General features: G+C 71.8%; 16 protein-coding genes and 1 tRNA gene. 12 read left to right on the forward strand and 5 right to left on the reverse strand.

The genetic code is table 11. From position 1 onward, the window contains the following. Window positions 1-23 precede the first annotated feature (23 nt). From F9C41_RS20915 to F9C41_RS20925, 3 genes are all read left to right on the forward strand, one after another. A complete protein-coding gene (locus F9C41_RS20915) occupies window positions 24-650 on the forward strand; it encodes a GNAT family N-acetyltransferase (protein WP_155388511.1) in 627 nt (208 codons plus the stop codon). Between the two features lie 194 nt (window positions 651-844). Further along, window positions 845-1,603 carry a divisome protein SepX/GlpR gene (gene sepX / locus F9C41_RS20920; RefSeq protein ID WP_155388512.1) on the forward strand — a complete coding sequence of 253 codons (759 nt, stop codon included), beginning with the start codon at window positions 845-847 and terminating at the stop codon, window positions 1,601-1,603. A gap of 105 nt (window positions 1,604-1,708) precedes the next feature. Continuing rightward, window positions 1,709-1,785, forward strand: a tRNA-Ala gene (locus F9C41_RS20925). Between the two features lie 189 nt (window positions 1,786-1,974). Here F9C41_RS20925 and F9C41_RS20930 read toward each other — a convergent pair. Beyond that, a complete protein-coding gene (locus tag F9C41_RS20930) occupies window positions 1,975-3,501 on the reverse strand; it encodes a dolichyl-phosphate-mannose--protein mannosyltransferase (RefSeq protein ID WP_155388513.1) in 1,527 nt (508 codons plus the stop codon). Between the two features lie 84 nt (window positions 3,502-3,585). On the opposite strand from F9C41_RS20930, the gene rsmI reads away from it, so the two are divergent. Next, a complete protein-coding gene (gene rsmI / locus F9C41_RS20935) occupies window positions 3,586-4,416 on the forward strand; it encodes a 16S rRNA (cytidine(1402)-2'-O)-methyltransferase (RefSeq protein ID WP_155388514.1) in 831 nt (276 codons plus the stop codon). 212 nt (window positions 4,417-4,628) lie between these two features. Here the strand turns inward: rsmI and F9C41_RS20940 are convergent, their stop codons facing one another. Next, window positions 4,629-6,395, reverse strand: a complete 1,767-nt coding sequence (locus tag F9C41_RS20940) for a hypothetical protein (protein ID WP_230689807.1) — start codon at window positions 6,393-6,395, stop codon at window positions 4,629-4,631. Window positions 6,396-6,507: 112 nt separating this feature from the next. Between F9C41_RS20940 and metG the strand changes: the two genes are divergently transcribed. After that, a complete protein-coding gene (metG, locus tag F9C41_RS20945; protein ID WP_155388516.1) occupies window positions 6,508-8,283 on the forward strand; it encodes a methionine--tRNA ligase in 1,776 nt (591 codons plus the stop codon). Here the strand turns inward: metG and F9C41_RS40750 are convergent. Next, window positions 8,280-9,512, reverse strand: a complete 1,233-nt coding sequence (locus F9C41_RS40750) for a hypothetical protein (protein ID WP_230689808.1) — start codon at window positions 9,510-9,512, stop codon at window positions 8,280-8,282. The genes metG and F9C41_RS40750 overlap by 4 nt on opposite strands. Before the next feature lie 142 nt (window positions 9,513-9,654). Between F9C41_RS40750 and F9C41_RS20955 the strand changes: the two genes are divergently transcribed. The 7 genes from F9C41_RS20955 to F9C41_RS20985 all read left to right on the forward strand — a co-directional run bounded on the left by F9C41_RS20955 (window position 9,655) and on the right by F9C41_RS20985 (window position 16,857). Then, window positions 9,655-10,509, forward strand: a complete 855-nt coding sequence (locus F9C41_RS20955; RefSeq protein WP_155388517.1) for a TatD family hydrolase — start codon at window positions 9,655-9,657, stop codon at window positions 10,507-10,509. 70 nt (window positions 10,510-10,579) lie between these two features. After that, window positions 10,580-11,917, forward strand: coding sequence for a cytochrome P450 (locus F9C41_RS20960; protein WP_155388518.1), 1,338 nt, complete (start codon window positions 10,580-10,582; stop codon window positions 11,915-11,917). A 58-nt stretch (window positions 11,918-11,975) separates the two neighbouring features. Next, window positions 11,976-12,833, forward strand: coding sequence for a 16S rRNA (adenine(1518)-N(6)/adenine(1519)-N(6))-dimethyltransferase RsmA (gene rsmA / locus F9C41_RS20965; protein ID WP_230689809.1), 858 nt, complete (start codon window positions 11,976-11,978; stop codon window positions 12,831-12,833). A 166-nt stretch (window positions 12,834-12,999) separates the two neighbouring features. After that, the gene (locus tag F9C41_RS20970) at window positions 13,000-13,956 is read left to right on the forward strand and encodes a 4-(cytidine 5'-diphospho)-2-C-methyl-D-erythritol kinase (protein ID WP_155388519.1); all 957 of its coding nucleotides are present in this window, start codon (window positions 13,000-13,002) and stop codon (window positions 13,954-13,956) included. Window positions 13,957-13,963: 7 nt separating this feature from the next. After that, complete coding sequence (locus F9C41_RS20975) at window positions 13,964-15,766, forward strand: ABC-F family ATP-binding cassette domain-containing protein (RefSeq protein ID WP_155388520.1); 1,803 nt, start codon at window positions 13,964-13,966, stop codon at window positions 15,764-15,766. Window positions 15,767-15,850: 84 nt separating this feature from the next. After that, a complete protein-coding gene (locus F9C41_RS20980; RefSeq protein WP_155388521.1) occupies window positions 15,851-16,312 on the forward strand; it encodes a DUF4383 domain-containing protein in 462 nt (153 codons plus the stop codon). A 50-nt stretch (window positions 16,313-16,362) separates the two neighbouring features. Further along, a complete protein-coding gene (locus F9C41_RS20985) occupies window positions 16,363-16,857 on the forward strand; it encodes a DUF4383 domain-containing protein (RefSeq protein WP_155388522.1) in 495 nt (164 codons plus the stop codon). A 3-nt stretch (window positions 16,858-16,860) separates the two neighbouring features. On the opposite strand, the gene F9C41_RS20990 is transcribed toward F9C41_RS20985, so the two are convergent. Together F9C41_RS20990 and F9C41_RS20995 are read right to left on the reverse strand one after the other, a co-directional pair. Beyond that, the gene (locus F9C41_RS20990) at window positions 16,861-17,466 is read right to left on the reverse strand and encodes a TetR/AcrR family transcriptional regulator (protein ID WP_230689833.1); all 606 of its coding nucleotides are present in this window, start codon (window positions 17,464-17,466) and stop codon (window positions 16,861-16,863) included. Window positions 17,467-17,657: 191 nt separating this feature from the next. Continuing rightward, entirely contained in the window at window positions 17,658-18,644 is a 987-nt protein-coding gene (locus tag F9C41_RS20995) for an acyl-CoA desaturase (RefSeq protein ID WP_155388524.1), read from the reverse strand. Window positions 18,645-18,833: the final 189 nt, after the last annotated feature.

An 18,833-nucleotide genomic window follows, 5' to 3' on the forward strand; every position in this document is an offset into this window, starting at 1 on the left:
AGCGAGCGCGGCGAGGAGAAGGCATGAGCAGCGCGGTGGGTTATCCCGCGGTGCTCACCGACGGCGACGTCGTGCTGCGGCCGTACCGGCGGGGCGACGCGGGGTCGTGGGTCGAGGTGCGCACCTACAACGAGGCCTGGCTGCGGCAGTGGGAGGCCACGCCGCCCGCGGCCTGGTCCGAGCTGAACTCGACCGCCGCGTTCCACATGATCCGGCGAGCCATGCGCCGCGGCGCCCGCCAGGGCGAGTCGATGCCGTTCGCGATCTGCCTGCGCGACCGCGGCCGGGAGCGCCTGGTCGGGCACATCAACCTGGGCAGCATCGTGCGGCGGGCGTTCTCCTCGGCGTACTGCGGCTACTGGATCGACTCGCGGGTGGCCGGGCGCGGCATCATGCCCACGGCTCTCGCGCTCGTCGTCGACCACGCGTTCGGGCCGGGGCGGCTGCACCGCGTGGAGGTCAACATCCGGCCGGAGAACAAGCCCAGCCGTCGTGTGGTGGAGAAGCTCGGCTTCCGCGAGGAGGGCTACCACCCGCACTACATGTTCATCGACGGCGCTTGGCGTGATCACATCGGATACGCGCTGACCTGGGAGGACGTGGCCTCCGACGGCGGCCTGCTGGCCCGCTGGCGGCGGCGGCGCGGCTGAACCGGACTTCACCTTCCTACGGTGTGGCGTTACGCGATCACGTGATCACGAACGTAGGCTCCCCTCACTGGAAGTCTTACGGTGACCGATCGATAGGCCGGCCGCCGTACCAAGGGTGACGCCGGTGGTCAGTCCACGGCGGTCCGCCGACGGCGGGCTGCCGGGAGGAGCCATTGGCGCAGGGAGGGGAGAGGGTGCCGACCTCGGTGCTCCTCGCCGTCCTCGCTGCTGCGGGCCTGCTCGCTCTCGCTCCGGCGCTGGTGCGCCGGTACGACGCCACCGAGCGGCTGGTGGCCGAGCGGGCGATCTCTACCGCGCGGGTGCTGTCGCGCCGCCGCCGTCGCCGCACCGTGCCCGGACGGCGGCCGATCCGCCCGCCGCGGGCGCTGTGCACCGCCCCCGTGTCCGCGCCGCCCTCGTCCGGCAACGGCCCGTCCCGCACCCCGCTGCGCCTGGTCGGCCAGGCCGAGCGGGTCAAGGCCAAGCCCCGCCGCCGGCACCGCCCGGCCGTGTACCGCCGCCGCCGGCTGCTCGCCGGGCTGGTGCTGCTGAACCTGGTGCAGCTGGCCGGCGTCGCGCTGGTCAGCCCAGGGTTCCTGATCAGCGTGTCGGTGACCGGCTCGGCCCTGCTGCTGTACGTCGCCCACCTGCGCGGCCAGGCGCTGCGTACGGCCCGCCGCCGCCGCTCCGAGGAGCGCCAGGCGCAGTGGCTCGCCGAGCAGCAGGCGCAGGTCCGCCTTGCGCAGCGCCGCCGCGCGCAGGCCCGCCGCGAGGCCGCCCGGCTGCTCCAGGAGGAGCTGCTGCGGGCCCAGGAGCAGCTGGCCGCGCTGCAGGCCCAAGCCGAGACCCTGGCCGCCGAGGCACCCCCGCCGCCCCGGGTGGCGACGATCTCCTACCGCGGCCGCCAGGGCGGCGTACGCGGCCGGCCGTACCACGCCGGCCCGGCCGCCTGACCCCTTCCGGAGTGCGGGAACCGTGACGCACGACGCACCGGGTATGGATTCGCGATCGTTCCGCGGACCTGCTAACCTTGGCCGGTCCGTTACACGGACCGACTCGGGGACGTGGCGCAGCCCGGTAGCGCACCTCGTTCGCATCGAGGGGGTCAGGGGTTCGAATCCCCTCGTCTCCACCAGAGTCAGAGGCCGTCTCTCCTGTGAGAGACGGCCTCTTCGTTTTCCCGTATCCCCCGGTCCTGGTGCTGGCTAGGGTCGGCGGCTTCGACCTGTACTGGTAGCCGACTGCGGCCGCGGCCTGGTCACGCCTGCGGCGCAGACGGCGAAGGCCCGCGGCGGCGTGCCACGGGCCCTCGTCCGGTCGAGGATCAGATCCAGTTGTTGCCGAGGATCATGCGTTTCTGCCAGTCGACGTACGGGATCGGCTCGCCCGTGTAGATCGGGTAGAAGAAGGCGAACATGATCACGACGAGCAGCACGAACGCGCCGAGCGCGACGGAGCCGATGAGCTGCCTGTTCTCGTTCTGCGGCAGGCCCGGCGGCGAGGTCATGATCGCGCCGAAGACGAACACCACGGCCAGGATCAGGAACGGCTCGGCCGGCATGGCGTAGAAGTAGAACATCGTGCGGGTCGGGAAGAAGAACCACGGGATCAGCGCGGCACCCGTCATCACCAGGATGGCCCCGGCCCGCCAGTCGCGACGGGCGATGCCGAACCACAGCGTCGCGCCCAGCGCGGGCAGGAAGCTCCACCACAGCAGCGGCGTGCCCAGCAGCAGCACCTCGGCCGCGCACTGCTCCACCCCGCAGCCGGGATCCCCGGACCAGTAGAAGGCCACCGGGCGCCCCAGCAGCAGCCACTGGATCGGCGCCCACGGGCCCGCCGACTGGTACGTGTGCTCCGAGCTGAGGCCTTCGTGGAAGCGCAGCGCCTCCTGGTGGTAGTGCAACAGGCTGCTGAACCAGTTCGGTGACCAGTTGCGGTAGTAGCCGCCGTCGGTGAGGATCCAGCCGCTCCAGCTCGCCAGGTAGACGCCGAACACGATGGGGATGCAGGCGAGCACCCACAGGCCCTCGTCGAGGATGGCGTCGCGGATCGGGTGGCGGACCCCGGCACTGCGCCGTGCGCCCACCTCCCACCAGATCAGCAGCAGCACGAACACCGGCAGGAAGGCCAGCGCCGACCACTTGACCGCCAGGGCGCCGCCCAGCAGCGCGGCCGCCGCCAGCCGCCACCACGGCACCGCGAACGCCGGGCGGCTGCTGCGGCCCCGTCCGTGCGGGTCGCCGCCGCCCTCCACGAAGCGCAGCCACCGCAGGCGGCGCTGATCACGGTCGAGCACCAGCGCGCCGAACGCGGCCAGCAGGAAGAACATGAGGAACAGGTCGAGCAGGGCCGTGCGCGACAGCACGAAGTGCATGCCGTCGAAGGCCATCAGCAGGCCCGCCGCGCCGCCCAGCACCACCGAGCCGAACAAACGCATGGCGATGCGGGTGAACATCAGCACCGAGATGGTGCCGAACACCGCCGCGGACAGCCGCCAGCCCGCCTCGTTGTACCCGAGGACCTGCTCACCGAGTCCGATGATCCACTTACCGAGCGGGGGATGCACCACGTAGCCTGCGGTGGCGTTCTTCTCGTCCCACTCGAACCCCTTCTCCCACAGCCAGTGGGCGTCGGTGGCGTAGTAGGTCTCGTCGAAGATCTTGCCGGGCGGCTTCGCCAGGTTGTACAGGCGCAGCACGCCCGCCAGGAAGGTGACCGCCAGCGCGGCCAGCCACGCGTACGGGCTCAGCCGCTGCTCCAAGGGCAGCAGGCGGCGCCGAACGACATTGAGCACGTGCGGCTCGGAAGTGATGGGCGCCTGCGGGGGCGCCGTCGCCGTCTGGGTCACGCCAAGGATCGTAGGCTGAAAAACTCGGAAACCGTCGCCTGAGTTCACGGTGATCGGCAAAAACGTATCGAAGGCAGGGGACAGATGGCGGAAGTCACCGGGCTGGTGCTGTGCGGCGCGCCGCTGGGCAACCCCGCGGACGCCTCGGCGCGGCTGCGCCAGGTGCTCACCGAGGTGGACCTGGTCGCCGCCGAGGACACCCGCCGGCTGCTCCGGCTGGCCCGCGATCTTGACATCGTCATCCCTGGCAAGATCGTCTCGTACTTCGAGGGCAACGAGGAGCGGCGTACCCCCGAGCTGGTCGAGACGATGCGCGACGGGCAATCGGTGGCGCTGGTGACCGACGGCGGCATGCCCAGCGTCAGCGACCCCGGCTACCGGCTCGTCGCCGCGGCGCTGGCGGCCGGGCTGCCCGTCACCTGCGCCCCCGGCCCCAGCGCCGTCACCACGGCGCTCGCGCTGTCCGGGCTGCCCTGCGACCGGTTCTGCTTCGAGGGCTTCCTGCCGCGCAAGGGCGGCGAGCGCCGCGCCCGGCTGGCCGCGCTCGCGGCCGAGGAGCGCACCCTGGTCTTCTTCGAGTCCACCCACCGGGTCAAGGACACCCTCGCCGACCTCGTGGCGGCCTTCGGCGGCGACCGGGCCGCCGCCCTGTGCCGCGAGCTGACCAAGACCTACGAGGAGGTACGCCGCGCGCCGCTGGCCGAGCTGGCCGAGCTGGAGGAACTCCGTGGCGAGATCACCCTCGTGGTGGCCGGTGCGGTGCCGAACATGGAACGCCCCACCGACGAGCAGCTGATCGCCGAGGTCGCCGCGCACGTGGCCGCGGGCTCGTCCCGCCGGGACGCCGCCGCCGCCGTGGCCGCCGCCCACCAGCTCCCGAAGCGTGACGTCTACGACCTCTCCACCCGCCGCTGACGCGCCGCCGTTTCGCTCGGCGGTGCTGACCGTGATCGGCTCGCGGGCATCCCTCACCCCCACACTCACCCCACCCCGCCCCACCCCACCCCACCCCGTCCCCATGCATAGACGTTGGCCTATCTGGATGAGTTCGATCGTCGAAAACTCATCCAGATAGGCCAACGTCTATCAAGGGCAGAACCGTGAAGCGCGTGCCGTATCGGGGCGGGTCAGAAGGTGGCGGCGAGGAAGCCGATCGTGATGAGGAGGGGGCCGGCGAAGGAGAGGCCGAGGGCGGCGAGGCGTTCGTGGCGCTCGGGCAGGCGCAGGGCGCCGGTGGCGAAGACGATGCAGATCGAGCAGAACAGCACGATCGACAGCCCCACCATCCAGCGCAGGTGCAGGCCGCCGGTGCCGTTGGTGACGTACGCCCGGTGGCTGCCGGCCCCGACCATGCGCGCCGGGGCGCTCAGGCCCTCGGCCTGCCCGGGCGGGCCGAGCACGCTGACCGCGTCGGCCGTGAAGTCGCGGGCCGGGGTGGCGAACTCGCCCACGCAGCGCTGCAGGAGCCCGCTGCCCGCGCAGCTGGTGACCGTCAGCGTGCCGGTCTTGCCGTGACCCACCGCGAGCCACAGCGGCTCCGCGCTGACCCAGCTGAAGAAGGCGGCGACCAGCCCGAACAGGATCAGCAGCGGCATCGCGACACCGGCCCGCCGCGGTGGGCGGGGCCGCTTCGCCCGCTTGCGCGCCGGGGCGGACTCCTGCCGTCGGCGGCCGCCGTGCAGCCGAGGGTCGATCCAGCTCTCTCGCGGGACCTCCTGCACGGGCATGGTGAACGCCTCGGTCGGCGCGGAGATCCCGGGAGCCTGCGCGTGCGGCGCTTCCCCCGTCGGCCGGTGCGCTGCGGGCGGCGATGCGAGCGTCGTAGAAGCGGAGGCGGCGGCGGTACCGGGAGCGGGGAGTCCGCTGTCGCTGTCCGGAGGTTCGGCGTGACCGCCGTCCGGGTCCGCCAGATCCACCGTGACGGCGTTGCGTGCCCCGCGCACCTGGCCGGGTGCCGTCGCGGGCCGCTCCGGTGCCGGGGTCGTGGCGGCCTGGGACGCGTCGTCGGGCAGCGCGTACTGGTCGAACGGTTCGTCGGGGTCGTGGCGGCGAGTGGGCTCGCCGAGCCAGGACGGGTTCCTGCCGTCGAGCTCTGGCAGGTCGAGGTCGAAGTGGCCGGTCGGCTCGCCGAGCCAGGCGGGATTCGCGCGCCCCGACGTGTGCTCGGGCTCCGGGTCGGCGGCCGGGTCTTCGTCGAGGTCCGCTGTCCCGGCGTCGCCGGACCGCAGCGACGCCCCGCCGTCCGAGGCCAAGCCGTCGGGCAGCGGGCCGGACTCGGCGGGCTGCGGTGCCGCGTCTGGTGCGGCGGCCTGCGACCGCGCCGGGTCGGGCTCGGCCTGCCGCGGCGGTGCCGCGTCCGGTGCCGCGGGCCGGGGCGCAGCGGATTCGTGCACGGTGTGCTCGTGCGGGTCGGTCTGCCCGGCGTCGGTCGCTTCGGGCGCGACCTGCCGTGGTTCGAGTTCCTCCGGCGCAGGCTGCGGCGACTCCGGCGCGTTCGTGACGGGCTGCGGGGACGCGGGGACGTTCGTGACGGGCTGCGGGGACGCGGGGACGTTCGTGACGGGCTGCGGCGACGCGGGGACGTTCGTGACGGGCTGCGGGGACGCCGGGACGCCCACGACGGGCTGCGGCGACGTCGGTATACCCGCGACGGGCTGCGGTGATGTGTGGTCGTTTGACACGCGCGGTGGTGACGCCTGGTCGCCTGGGCGGCGCCACGGGGTGTCGGTGTCGGCCGGTGCGGGCAGCGCCACCAGGCCGGGCGGCGGCGGGGCGACCAGCGTGCCGGACCGGACGGGCCGGGAGGGGTGGGCCTCGTCGCGGGCGGGGGCCGCGCCGGGCTCGACCCGCTGGGTGGGTTCATCGTGCGCGAGGCTGTCCACGTTATCCCTCATACCTGGTCATTTCACTCCAGTCGGACACCTGACAAGGGGATTTGCCGGGCGTGTCGTACGAGGTGACAACCGGTGCATGGGCCAGCGGCGGCCTTCACTACGCTGGTTAGTCATGAGTCACGTTCTCGCCGCGGTCGCCTGGCCTTATGCGAACGGCCCCCGCCACATCGGTCATGTCTCCGGTTTCGGAGTGCCCTCCGACGTCTTCAGCCGGTACATGCGCATGGCAGGCCACGACGTGCTCATGGTGTCGGGCACCGACGAGCACGGCACGCCGATCCAGGTGCAGGCCGACGCCGAGGGCATCACGCCCCGGGAGGCGGTCGACAAGTACAACCGCATGATCGTCGAGGATCTGCACGGGCTGGGCCTCGCCTACGACCTGTTCACCCGGACCACCACCCGCAACCACTACGCCGTGGTGCAGGAGCTGTTCACCGCCCTGTTCGAAAACGGGTACGTGATCGCGAAGACCACCCAGGCCGCGATCTCCCCGTCGACCGGCCGCGGCCTGCCCGACCGGTACATCGAGGGCACCTGCCCGATCTGCGGCTACACCAGCGCCCGCGGCGACCAGTGCGACAACTGCGGCAACCAGCTGGACCCGATCGACCTGATCGACCCCAAGTCGAAGATCAACGGCGAGACGCCGGTGTTCGTCGACTCGGAGCACTACTTCCTGGACCTGTCCGCGTTCGCGGACGCGCTGGGCTCATGGCTCGACACCCGCGAGGGCTGGCGGCCCAACGTGCTGCGCTTCTCCAAGAACCTGGTGGCCGACCTGCGGCCCCGCGCGATCACCCGGGACCTGGACTGGGGTGTGCCCATCCCGAAGGAGGGCTGGGACACCAAGCGCTTCTACGTCTGGTTCGACGCGGTCATCGGCTACCTGTCGGCCTCGATCGAGTGGGCGCGCCGTTCGGGCGACCCGGAGGCGTGGCGCAAGTGGTGGCAGTCCGAGGACGGCCTGTCGTACTACTTCATGGGCAAGGACAACATCGTCTTCCACTCGCTGATCTGGCCGGCGATCCTGCTCGGCTACGACGGCAAGGGCGACAGGGGCGGCAAGCCGGGCGAGCTCGGCGAGCTGGGCCTGCCCACCGAGGTGGTGTCCAGCGAGTACCTGACCATGGAAGGCCGCAAGTTCTCGTCCTCGCGCCGGGTCGTCATCTACGTGCGCGACTTCCTGGAGCGCTACGACGCCGACGCGCTGCGCTACTACATCGCGGTGGCCGGACCGGAGACCACCGACACCGACTTCACCTGGGCCGAGTTCCTGCGCCGCAACAACGACGAGCTGGTCGCGGGCTGGGGCAACCTGGTCAACCGCACCGTCTCGATGGCGGTGAAGAACTTCGGCGCCGTGCCGATGGCCAGTGATCTCACCGCGGAGGACACCGCGCTGCTGGAGACGGTGCGCGGCGGCTTCGCCACGATCGGTGGGCTGCTGGGCAACCACAAGCAGAAGGCCGCGATCAACGAGGCGATGCGCATCGTCGGCGAGGCCAACAAGTACCTGTCCGACCAGTCGCCGTGGAAGATCAAGGCGGAGGAGGACCGGCCCCGGCTGGCCACCATCCTGCACACCGCGCTGCAGGCGATCACCGACTGCAACACGCTGCTCACGCCGTTCCTGCCGCACGCCGCGCAGAAGATCCACGAGTTGCTCGGCGGCCAGGGCGTGCACGCGCCGATGCCCGAGATCGTCGAGGTGTCCGATCTCGACGGCGGGCCCGGCTACCCGGTGCTGACCGGCGACTACACCGTCGGCGCGAAGTGGGAGCCGCGTGAGCTGCGCGCCGGCACGCCGCTGAGCGCGCCGACGCCGGTGTTCAAGAAGCTGGACCCGTCCATCGTGGACGAGGAGCTGGCCCGGCTGGAGAGCTAGAGCGGGTAGCGGATGTCGACGTCCTGGGCGTCGGTGACCTCGGTCGCCGGCGCCCAGGCCTCGTACACGCCCCGTTCGTAGCACTGCGCGCCGAGCGCGGCCACATTCGTCGGGTCGGGGCGGCACAGGCGCAGCCGGACCCAGGTGCTGTCGGCCCCGAGCACGGTGCAGGGCGCGCCGCGCCAGTGCGCGTAGCGGGTGCGCCGCAGCAGCGACTCGACCGGGTAGCGGGCGGCCCGGCTCATCGCCAGCACCCGGAACTCCTCCGGCGGGTCGGCGACGGCCTCGTACTCCTCGCCGCGGAACGTGCCGATCAGCCGGCTGAACACGGTCTCGGTGCGGGGGATCGGCAGGTACTCCTGGTCCGCGCTGATCTCGCGGAGCGGGTGCAGCAGCCGCCGCCACTGCGGGCCGACCAGGCGCAGCCAGCCCCGCTGCTCGGGCTGGAAGGTGTAGAGCACGATCTCGGTGCCGTCCGGCACGTACGCGACCAGCGCGGCGTGTGCGGGCAGGGGCAGGTCGGCGAAGTCCGCGGTGATCCACTCGGGGATCAGCTCGCTGCTGCTCGGCGCGAACCCGGTGCCGAGCACCGCCGCGCCGACCCGGTCGTGCGGCGGCATCGCCACCAGCCCGGCCACCACGTCCCCGGCCGACGGCATGTAGTCACGCGGGTCGACGGCGCGCCAACGCAGCAGGTAGGCGATCTCGTCGGCCGGATCCTGGGTGCCGGTGCCACCCGCGCCCAGCACCGCCAGGTCGGCAGGGGTGCGCAGGTGGGCGAGGTCCCATTCGCGGTAGCAGAAACCGTGCGGCAGGCGGCCGCGCAGCAGCGCGGTCACACTGGTGGGGTTCAGCGGCATGACCATCCGGGTGCCCCGGCGCACGGTGGCGCTGGCCCGTACGGTGCCGACCAGCTCGGCGGCCTGCCGGTCACGCGGCGGGCGCTGGCTCAGCCGGTGCACGTGCTCCCAGCTCACGGCACGCGACAGCGGCGCGCACAGCGGTGACTCCGGGTGCGTCGCGGCCAGCTCCAGCGCGCCCGCGGCGACCTCGGCGGCCGGCACGAACCGGTGATACGCCCACCGGGTGGGGTTGTCCATCCGCAGGAAGCCCGGCGCGGGCGTCTCGCTGAACAGCTCGTAGGCGGCGCCACCGGCGATCGCGTCCGCGGCGTAGGCGCGGCCGTCCACGAGAACCGTGCCGCGGTCGGTGTCATTGACGGTCGTCACGGGCTCTGACGCTAATGCCCGCGCGTGCCCCGCAGATGAACACCGACTGAACAGACGGCCGCGCGCGGGGTGATCGACCTCGCAGCGGGACGGCTTGCTCACCGACCGCATCGTCGGCCGGCGCAGGTGGGATCATGGCCGGGTGACGAACGATCGCGCCGCGCGGGCCGCCGAACGCCGCTGGGAGTCCTTCCCGCCCGCTCCGGAGGCACTGCCCCATCCCGTGCTGGACAGCCACACCCACCTCGACATCGTCGCCCAGGACGGCGGCGACCCGGTCACCCAGATCGACGCCGCCGCGAAGGTCGGCGTGAACCGGCTGGTGCAGGTGGGCGTCGACGTGGCCTCCTCACGCTGGGGCGTGGCCTGCGCCGCCGAGCATGCGGCCGTCGTCGCCACCGTGGCGCTGCACCCCAACGAGGCCCCCCGGCTGTCCGACCTGGACGCCGCACTGGCCGAGATCGCGGAGCTGGCCGAGGACCCGCGGGTGCGCGGCATCGGCGAGACGGGGCTGGACTTCTTCCGTACGAAGGAAGAAGGGTTGAAGCCGCAGGAGCGCAGCTTCCGCGCCCACATCGCGCTGGCCAAGCGGGTCGGCAAGCCGCTCGTCATCCACGACCGCGACGCCCACGCCGACATCCTGCGGGTGCTCGACGACGAGGGCGCACCCGGGACCGTGGTGATGCACTGTTTCTCCGGCGACGAGGCGTTCGCCGCCGAGTGTGTGCGGCGCGGCTTCGTGCTGTCCTTCGCCGGCACGGTGACCTTCAAGAACGCCCCGCAACTGCGCGCGGCGGCCGCGCTGACCCCGCCGGAGCAGATCCTGGTCGAGACGGACGCGCCCTACCTGACGCCGATGCCGCACCGTGGGCGGCCCAACGCGTCCTACCTGATCCCGCTGACCGTGCGGGCGCTCGCCGAGGCCAAGGGCATGCCGCTGGCCGAGATGTGCCACGCGATCTCGGACAACGGAGATCGCGTCTTCGGGCCCTGGTGAGCGGTCGTCCGCCGCTTGGACGAAGAAGTCCCCCTGGTAGGTGTCGCCGGGCACGTCTAACCTCGTCGATGTGACGACGGAGACCATCCCCTCCCCGCCCGGCCTGCCGCTGCTCGGCAACCTGCGCGAGATGAACCGCGACATGCCGGGCTTCCTGCAGCGCACGGCCCGCACCATGGGGCCGGTGAGCCGGGTGCGGATGGGCCCGCTGTCCATGCTGCTCGTCGCCGATCCGCTGCTGGTGCACGAGATGCTGGTCAAACGGCCGCAGGAGTTCGCCAAGTCGTGGCGCACCACCCGGCTGCTGCAGGGCCACGTCGGCGACGGCCTGCTCACCCGCGAGGGCGTCGAGAACCGCCGGCACCGCCGCTTGGTGCTGCCGAGCCTGCACACCCAGCGCATCGCGCGGTACGGCGAGATCATGGTCGGCGAGTCGCAGCGCCTGCTCGGCTCCTGGGCCGACGGGCAGCGCATCGAGGTCGTCGAGGAGATGACGCAGCTGACGCTGCGCATCGTCGGCACGTCGCTGTTCACCGTGGACGACGACGGCGACGAGGTCTTCGCCGCGGTGCACGACTTCGTCAACTCGCTCAACGCGTACCTGCTGTCCTTCGGGCTGCTGCCCGGCTGGCTGCCCACGACGACCCACCGCTGGCGCAAGGCCAGCGTGGCCCGCATGGACCGGATCTCGTACGAGCTGATCAGGCGACGCCGCGAACGCGGTGGCGACGGCGGCGACCTGCTGTCGATGCTGATCAACGCGACGGACCCGGAGGGCGGGCCCGCGCTGACCGACACCGAGATCCGCGACGAGCTGCTGACCATGTTCTTCGCCGGACACGAAACCAGCGCGACCGCGCTGACCTGGGCGTTCTACGAGCTGGGCCGGCATCCGGAGATCGCGGAGAAGCTGCGCGCCGAGGTCGCCGAGGTGCTCGGCGAACGCCCCGCCACCATGGCCGACCTGCCGCAGCTGCCCTACCTCGGGCAGGTGGTGAAGGAGACGCTGCGGCGCTGGCCGCCGGGCTGGCTGTTCGACCGCACCCCGGTCGCCGACACGTCTCTCGGCGGGCACACCGTCAAGGCGGGACAGATCCTGTTCTTCAGCCCATATGTGATCCACACCGATCCGGCGTACTGGCCCGATCCGGAGGAGTTCCGGCCCGAGCGGTTCGCGCCCGGGGTGGAGATCTCGCGCGAGGCGTACCTGCCGTTCGGCGACGGCCCGCGGATCTGCGTCGGCAACCGCTTCGCCGAGGCCGAGATCGCGCTGGTGCTGGCGACCCTGGTGCCCCGGGTCACCCTGGAGCCGGTCTCCGACCAGCGGGTGCAGCTGTCCGGCCAGGCGACCATCCGGCCCAAGGGCGGCCTGCGGATGACGGTGCGCCCGCGCCGCCAGGGCGGGTGACGGCCGCGGCGCACACACGCGCCGCGCCGGCGCCGGGCGCGGCCGATAGCCTGATGGCGTGACCGTTGAACAGGCAAGACTGCTCGGCCCGGCGGAGATCCGGGAGCTGGCCGCGCGGCTCGGCGTCGCGCCGACCAAGAAGCTCGGGCAGAACTTCCTGCACGACCCCAACACCATCCGGCGTATCGTGGCCGCCGCCGAACTCGACCCGGCGGACGTGGCCGTCGAGGTCGGCCCCGGCCTGGGCTCGCTGACGCTGGGCCTGCTCCCGTTCGCGGCGCACGTGCACGCGGTGGAGATCGACCCGCCGCTGGCCGCGGCGCTCGGCGCGACCGCCGCGGAGCGCGCTCCGGGCCTCGCCGACCGGCTCACCATCCACAATGGCGACGCCATGCGGGTCACCGCGGCGGAGTTCGATCCGCCGCCCACGGCGCTGGTGGCGAACCTGCCGTACAACGTCGCGGTGCCGGTGGTGCTGCACCTGCTGGCCGAGCTGCCGGGCATCCGGCACGGGCTGGTCATGGTGCAGAAGGAGGTCGCCGACCGGCTCACCGCCGCGCCCGGCAGCAAGATCTACGGCATCCCGTCGGTGAAGCTTGCCTGGTACGCCTCGTCGCGCCAGGCGGGCAAGGTGCCGCCCGCCGTGTTCTGGCCGGTGCCCAACGTGGACTCGGGCCTGGTCTCGTTCACTCGGCGCGAGCCGCCCCGCGACGACGTCAGCCGGGAAGCGGTGTTCGCGGTGGTCGACGCGGCGTTCGCGCAGCGGCGCAAGACGCTGCGGGCCGCGCTGGCCGGCTGGGCGGGCAGCGCGCCGGCGGCGGAGGCGCTGCTCCGCAAGGCCGGCATCGACCCGTCGGCCCGTGGCGAGCAGCTCGACGTGCACGCCTTCGCGGCCTTGGCCGCCGCCTGTGAATAGGCACTGGCCTATCTGATCGAGTTCGATCTACGGAAACTCGATCAGATAGGCCAACGTCTACATAAGGCGAGGTCGGGGGACAGCCTCGCCGGGTGGTGGGCAGGGGGTGTGGGAGCGGGGTGCTGCGCCGCCGGGTGATCCGGGCCGGGCCAGTACGCTGGTCGGCGTGACAGAGGCGTGGACACTCGGCGACGGCGACGACGACCTGGCGGGAGCCTTGTCAGGACCGGTCCGGGTGAGAGTGCCCGCGAAGATCAACCTGCACCTCGGGGTCGGCCCGCTGCGGTCCGACGGCTACCACGAGCTGCACACCGTCTACCACGCCATCTCCGTGTACGACGAGGTCACCGCGCGGGCCGGGGACACGCTCAGCCTGACCATGCAGGGCGAGGGCGTCGGCGAGCTGGAGCTCGACGACAGCAACCTGGTGATCCGGGCTGCGCACGCGCTGGCCGCGACCGCCAAGGTGCCCGCCCACGCGCGGCTGCACCTGCGCAAGACGATCCCGCTCGCGGGCGGCCTGGCCGGCGGTTCCGCCGACGCCGCCGCGACCCTGGTCGCGCTGGACGCGCTGTGGGGCACCGGGCTCGGCCGCGACGACCTGGCCCGGATCGCCGCCACGCTCGGCTCCGACGTGCCGTTCCTGCTGTACGGCGGCACCGCGCTGGGCACCGGCCACGGCGAGGCGGTCAGCCCGGTGCTGGCCCGCGCCAACCGGTGGCACTGGGTGGTGGCGTTCGCCGACGGCGGCCTGTCCACCCCCCAGGTCTACGGCGAGCTGGACCGGATGCGCGCCGCGGGCACCGCGCCCGCCCCGCTGAACAGCAGCGACGACCTGCTCAGTGCACTGCGCCAGCGGGATCCGGCGGTGCTCGGCGCGGCGCTCGGCAACGACCTGCAGGCGGCCGCGCTGTCCCTGCGGCCCGCGCTGGCCGACACGCTCGACGTGGGCGACAAGGCGGGCGCGCTCGCCAGCCTGGTCTCCGGCAGCGGCCCGACCTGTGTCTTCCTGGCACGTGACGAGGCCCACGGCGCGGACCTCGCCCAGGCGCTGCGCGACTCGGGACTGTGCCGCGGGGTGCAGCAGGCGTACGGAGCCGTGCACGGCGCCCGGATAGGCTGACCTCACCATGGCCAATATCATCAATCTGGACCGGGTCGGCAAGGGCTACGGCCCGACCGGTCCCCTGCTCACCGACGTCTCCCTGGGTCTCGACGACGCCGACCGGATCGGCGTGGTCGGCCTCAACGGCGCGGGCAAGTCGACCCTGCTGCGGATGCTGACCAAGGCCGAGGACCCCGATTCCGGGCGCGTCACCCACCGTCGCGACCTGCGCGTGTCCGCGCTGCCGCAGGCGCTGGACCTGGCCCCGGACCTGACCGTGCGCGACGTGGTGCTGGGCGACGCCTGGCTGCCCGCCGCATTCGAGGCCGAGCACGAGTGGGCCGGCGACTCCGGCGTGCGCAACATCCTCGACGGCCTGGGCATGCCCGGTCTCGGGTTGGACCAGCCGGTGGGGCCGATGTCCGGTGGCGAGCGGCGGCGCATCGCGCTCGCCGCGCTGCTGGTGCGCCCGACCGACCTGCTGATCCTCGACGAGCCCACCAACCACCTCGACATCGCGGGCGTCAACTGGCTGGCCCGCTACCTCAACGAGAGCCTGCGCGGCGCGCTGGTCGTGGTCACCCACGACCGGTGGTTCCTGGACGCGGTCTGCAACCACATCTGGGAGGTCGCCGACCAGCAGGTGCGGGCGTACGACGGCGGCTTCGCCGCATGGATCCTGGCCCGCGCCGAGCGGGAGCGGGTCGCCGCGGTGACCGAGTCCCGCCGCCAGAACCTGCTCCGCAAGGAGATCGCCTGGCTGCGCCGCGGCCCGCCGGCCCGCACCTCGAAGCCGAAGTTCCGCATCGACGCCGCCAACGCGCTCATCGCCGACGTGCCCGAGGCCCGCGACCAGGTCACCCTGGCCAAGCTGGCCACCGCCCGCCTCGGCCGCCAGGTCTACGACCTGGAGAACGTCACTTTGTACGCCGGGCCGAAGCTGATCCTCGACGACGTGACCTGGCACGTCGGCCCCGGCGACCGGATCGCGCTGCTCGGCGCGAACGGCGCGGGCAAGTCGACGCTGTTGCGGCTGCTGGCCGGGGTCACCGAGGCGGCCGGTTTCCGGGCCGGCCAGACGGTGCGCCCCGCGTTCCTGTCGCAGGAGCTGGCGGAGCTGCCCGGTGAGCTGCGGCTGCTGGAGGCCGTCGAGCAGGTGGCCCGGCGGGTCAAGCTCGGCGACCGGGAGCTGTCGGCGTCGCAGCTGGCCGAGGTGTTCGGCTTCACCGACCGCCGGGTGTGGACCCCGGTGTCGGACCTGTCCGGTGGCGAGCGCCGCCGGCTGCAGATGCTGCGCCTGCTCGCGGGCGAGCCGAACGTGCTGATCCTCGACGAGCCCACCAACGACCTGGACACCGACACGCTGGCCTCGCTGGAGGACCTGCTCGACACCTGGCCCGGCACGATGGTCGTGGCCAGCCACGACCGCTACCTGGTCGAGCGCGTCTGCGACAAGGTGTACGGCCTGTTCGGCGATGCCAAGATCCGGCACCTGCCGGGCGGCGTCGACGAGTACCTCCAGCGTGTCGACCACGAGGCCGCGCAGGTCGGCGGGGCTTCAGCCGGGTCGGTCAAGGAGCTGAAGGCCGAGCGCACCGGCGGGCCGAGCGCCGCCGAGGTGCGTGCCGCGAAGAAGGAGGTCTCGCGGGTCGAGCGGCAGATCGACAAGCTCGACCAGCGGGTGGCCAAGGTGCACGCGCAGATGGCCGAGCACGCCACCGACTTCGCGAAGATCGCCGAGCTGGACGCGAGCCTCAAGGCCCTGCACGACGAGCGCGGGCTGCTCGAAGACGAGTGGCTCAACCTCGCGGAGCTGATCTCCGAATAGCTGCCGCACTGGCGGGTAGCGGGTCAGGGGAGGCCTGATAGCCTCACGCATCCCCTGACCCCTCGTACCCGTCGGAGCTGCGACATGGCTTCCCACATGCCCGTCAACCACTCCCTGCGCCCGCTCTACCGCGGGCTGGCCCTGCTCGCCGGGCTGTTCGTGCTGGCGTTCGGGGTGCTCGGCTACCTCGACAGCCAGGGCGAGCCGCTGTTCTACCAGGGCGAGGCCAGCGCGCTCGGCCTGAAGACCAACCCCGCCTTCTCGTACGCGAGCATCGCCGCCGGTGTCGCGGTGCTGTTGGCCACGCTGGTCGGCCGCAACCTGGACCGTTTCGTCGACATGTGGGTCGGCGTCGGCTTCATGATCGTGGGCACCGCGATGCTGGCGCTGATGCACACCGACTCGAACGTGCTCAACTTCACGATGGCGACCTGCATCGTCTCGTACCTCATCGGCTCGGTCCTGTTCACCGCCGGGATGTACGTCAAGGTCGGCTCGGTCGCGAAGGCCGCCGCGGAGGAGAAGCACCGCGTCGGCGCGGCCTGATTTGCCGCGAATCGGTCCCGCCGGGACACTCCCGGCGGGACACTGGGCCTATGCATCTACCGGTCAATCACCGACTAAGGCCCCAGTGGCGCTTCCTGGCGGGACTGTCGGGTGCGTACCTGCTGACGTTCGGCATCGTCGGCGCGATCCGCACCGCCGGTGAACCGTTCTTCGCCCGCACCGACACCGAAGCGCTCGGGCTGAAGACCAACCCCGCGTTCGCCTGGCTGTCCATCATCGTCGGCGCGATCGTGCTCGGCGGCGCCATCGTCGGCCGCAACATCGACCACTTCATCAACATCTTCGGCGGCGCGGTCTTCATGCTGGCCGGATTGATCATGTTGACGGTCATGCAGACCTCGGCGAACAAGCTCAACTTCGAGATCTCCACCTGCGTGGTCTCGTTCATCCTCGGCACGATCATGCTGATCGCCGGGATGTACGGCAAGGTCGGCACACCGGCCGAATCCATCGCCGAAGAGGTCCTGCGCCACAGCACCCGCCCCGGCGACAAGTTCGCCGTCAAACCCCACGCCAACAGGTAAGGGTTACTTGACGCCCTTGCGGGTCAGCAGGGTGGGCTTGGGCTCCAGATGCGACAGCCCGTTCCAGCACAGGTTGACCAGGTGCGCGGCCACCGTCTCCTTGCGCGGCTTGCGCACCTCCAACCACCAGCGGCCGGCCAGCGCCACCATGCCCACCAGCGCCTGCGAGTACAGCTCCGCCAGCTTCGGGTCGTAGCCCCGCGTCTTGAACTCCGCGCCCAGGATGTGCTCGACCTGGTGCGCGACATCGTTGAGCACCGAGGAGAAGTTGCCCTGCGAGGACATCACCGGCGACTCGCGCACCAGCACGCGGAAGCCGTTGGTCTCCTCCTCGATGTAGTCCAGCAGCGCCAGCGCCGCCTGCTCCAGCAGCTCACGCGGGTGCCCCGCGGTCAGCGCGGAGGTGACCCGGTTCAGCAGCGAGGTGACCTCGCGGTCCACCACGACGGCGTACAGGCCTTCCTTGCCGCCGAAGTGCTCGTAGACCACAGGCTTGGAGACCTTGGCGCGGGAGGCGATCTCCTCGATCGAGGTCGCGTCGAAACCGCGCTCGGCGAACAGCTGCCGTCCTACGGCGATCAGCTGCTCGCGGCGCTGGGAGAAGCTCATCCGCACCCGTGAGCCGGTCTTCGGGGCGGCAGCCTGCCGGGCCGGCCGGGCCTCACGGGGTTCGTCTGCCACGCCCCCATCCTGCCAGGAGGACGAGGGGGGCGCTGGTGGGGAGTCCTCGGCGGCTCGCCGTTCAGGCGAACCGCCGGGAGTCCCCACTTGCGAAGGTGGTCCGCCGGTCGTGTCGACGGTCACCGGGCCAGCTTGAGCTCGGCGTCGCGGTCGATCATCTTCGCCTGGAGCCGGTCGACCTTGGGCCACTTGACGTTCGTGGCCCAGCCGAACTTCTCGAAGAACCAGATGACCCGGGCCGAGATGTCGATCTGGCCGCGCATGACGCCGTGGCGGGCGCAGGTCGGGTCCGAGTGGTGCAGGTTGTGCCAGCTCTCGCCGAACGACAGGATCGCCAGCGGCCAGAAGTTCGAGGCCTTGTCACCCTCGCGCATCTCGAACGGGCGCTCGCCGTACACGTGGCAGACCGAGTTGATGGCCCAGGTGACGTGGTGCAGCAGGCCGATGCGGACCAGGCCGGCCCAGAAGAACGCGGTCAGCGCGCCCTGCCACGACCAGGTCACCAGGCCGCCGACGACGGCCGGCGCGAACGCGGTGGTCAGCGACAGCAGGCCGAACAGCTTGTCGACCTTGGCGATGTCCTTGTCGGCCAGCAGGTCCGGCGCGAACCGGGCGCGGTTGGACAGCTCGCGGGCGAACAGCCAGCCCACGTGGGCGTGGAACATGCCCTTGGTCAGACCCTTGAAGGAGTTGCCGAAACGCCACGGCGAGTGCGGGTCGTCCTCGAGGTCGGAGTACTGGTGGTGGCGGCGGTGGTCGGCGACCCACTGGGTCGGCGAGCCCTGCACGGCCATCGCACCCGAGACCGCCAGCGTCACGCGCAGCCAGCGGGTGGCCTTGAACGAGCTGTGCGTCAGGTAGCGGTGGTAGCCGACGGTGATGCCCAGGCCGGTCACCACGTACATCACCGCGAAGATGACCACGTCGGTGACGTTCAGCCAGCCACCCCAGGCGACCGGCACGACCGCGAACAGCGCCAGGAACGGCAGGACCACGAAGGCCCAGAGCCCGATCAAGGTGCCCTTGGACTGGGCTCCCTCGGTCAGCGGCCGCTGACCGCGCGCAGGCGCGGTGCCGGTAGGCGTGTCGATGGCTGTCGTGGTCATGGCACCTCGCTGGAGCTGGGTGGAAGGCACGGTTTGGGATACCTACGACACCGTAACCTACGGGACCGTAGTTTGACAGAGTCGTCCGCTGGGAATTTGCCGAGCCCCTGGTCGGGAAGGCCTTCCGGCACACCAACTGCCTGCGCCGCGGGCCCCCCGGAAGTGGGCGACCGACCAGGCGGGGTAGGC

The organism is Catellatospora paridis, assembly GCF_009720365.1.
Classification (GTDB): Bacteria; Actinomycetota; Actinomycetes; order Mycobacteriales; family Micromonosporaceae; genus Catellatospora; species Catellatospora paridis.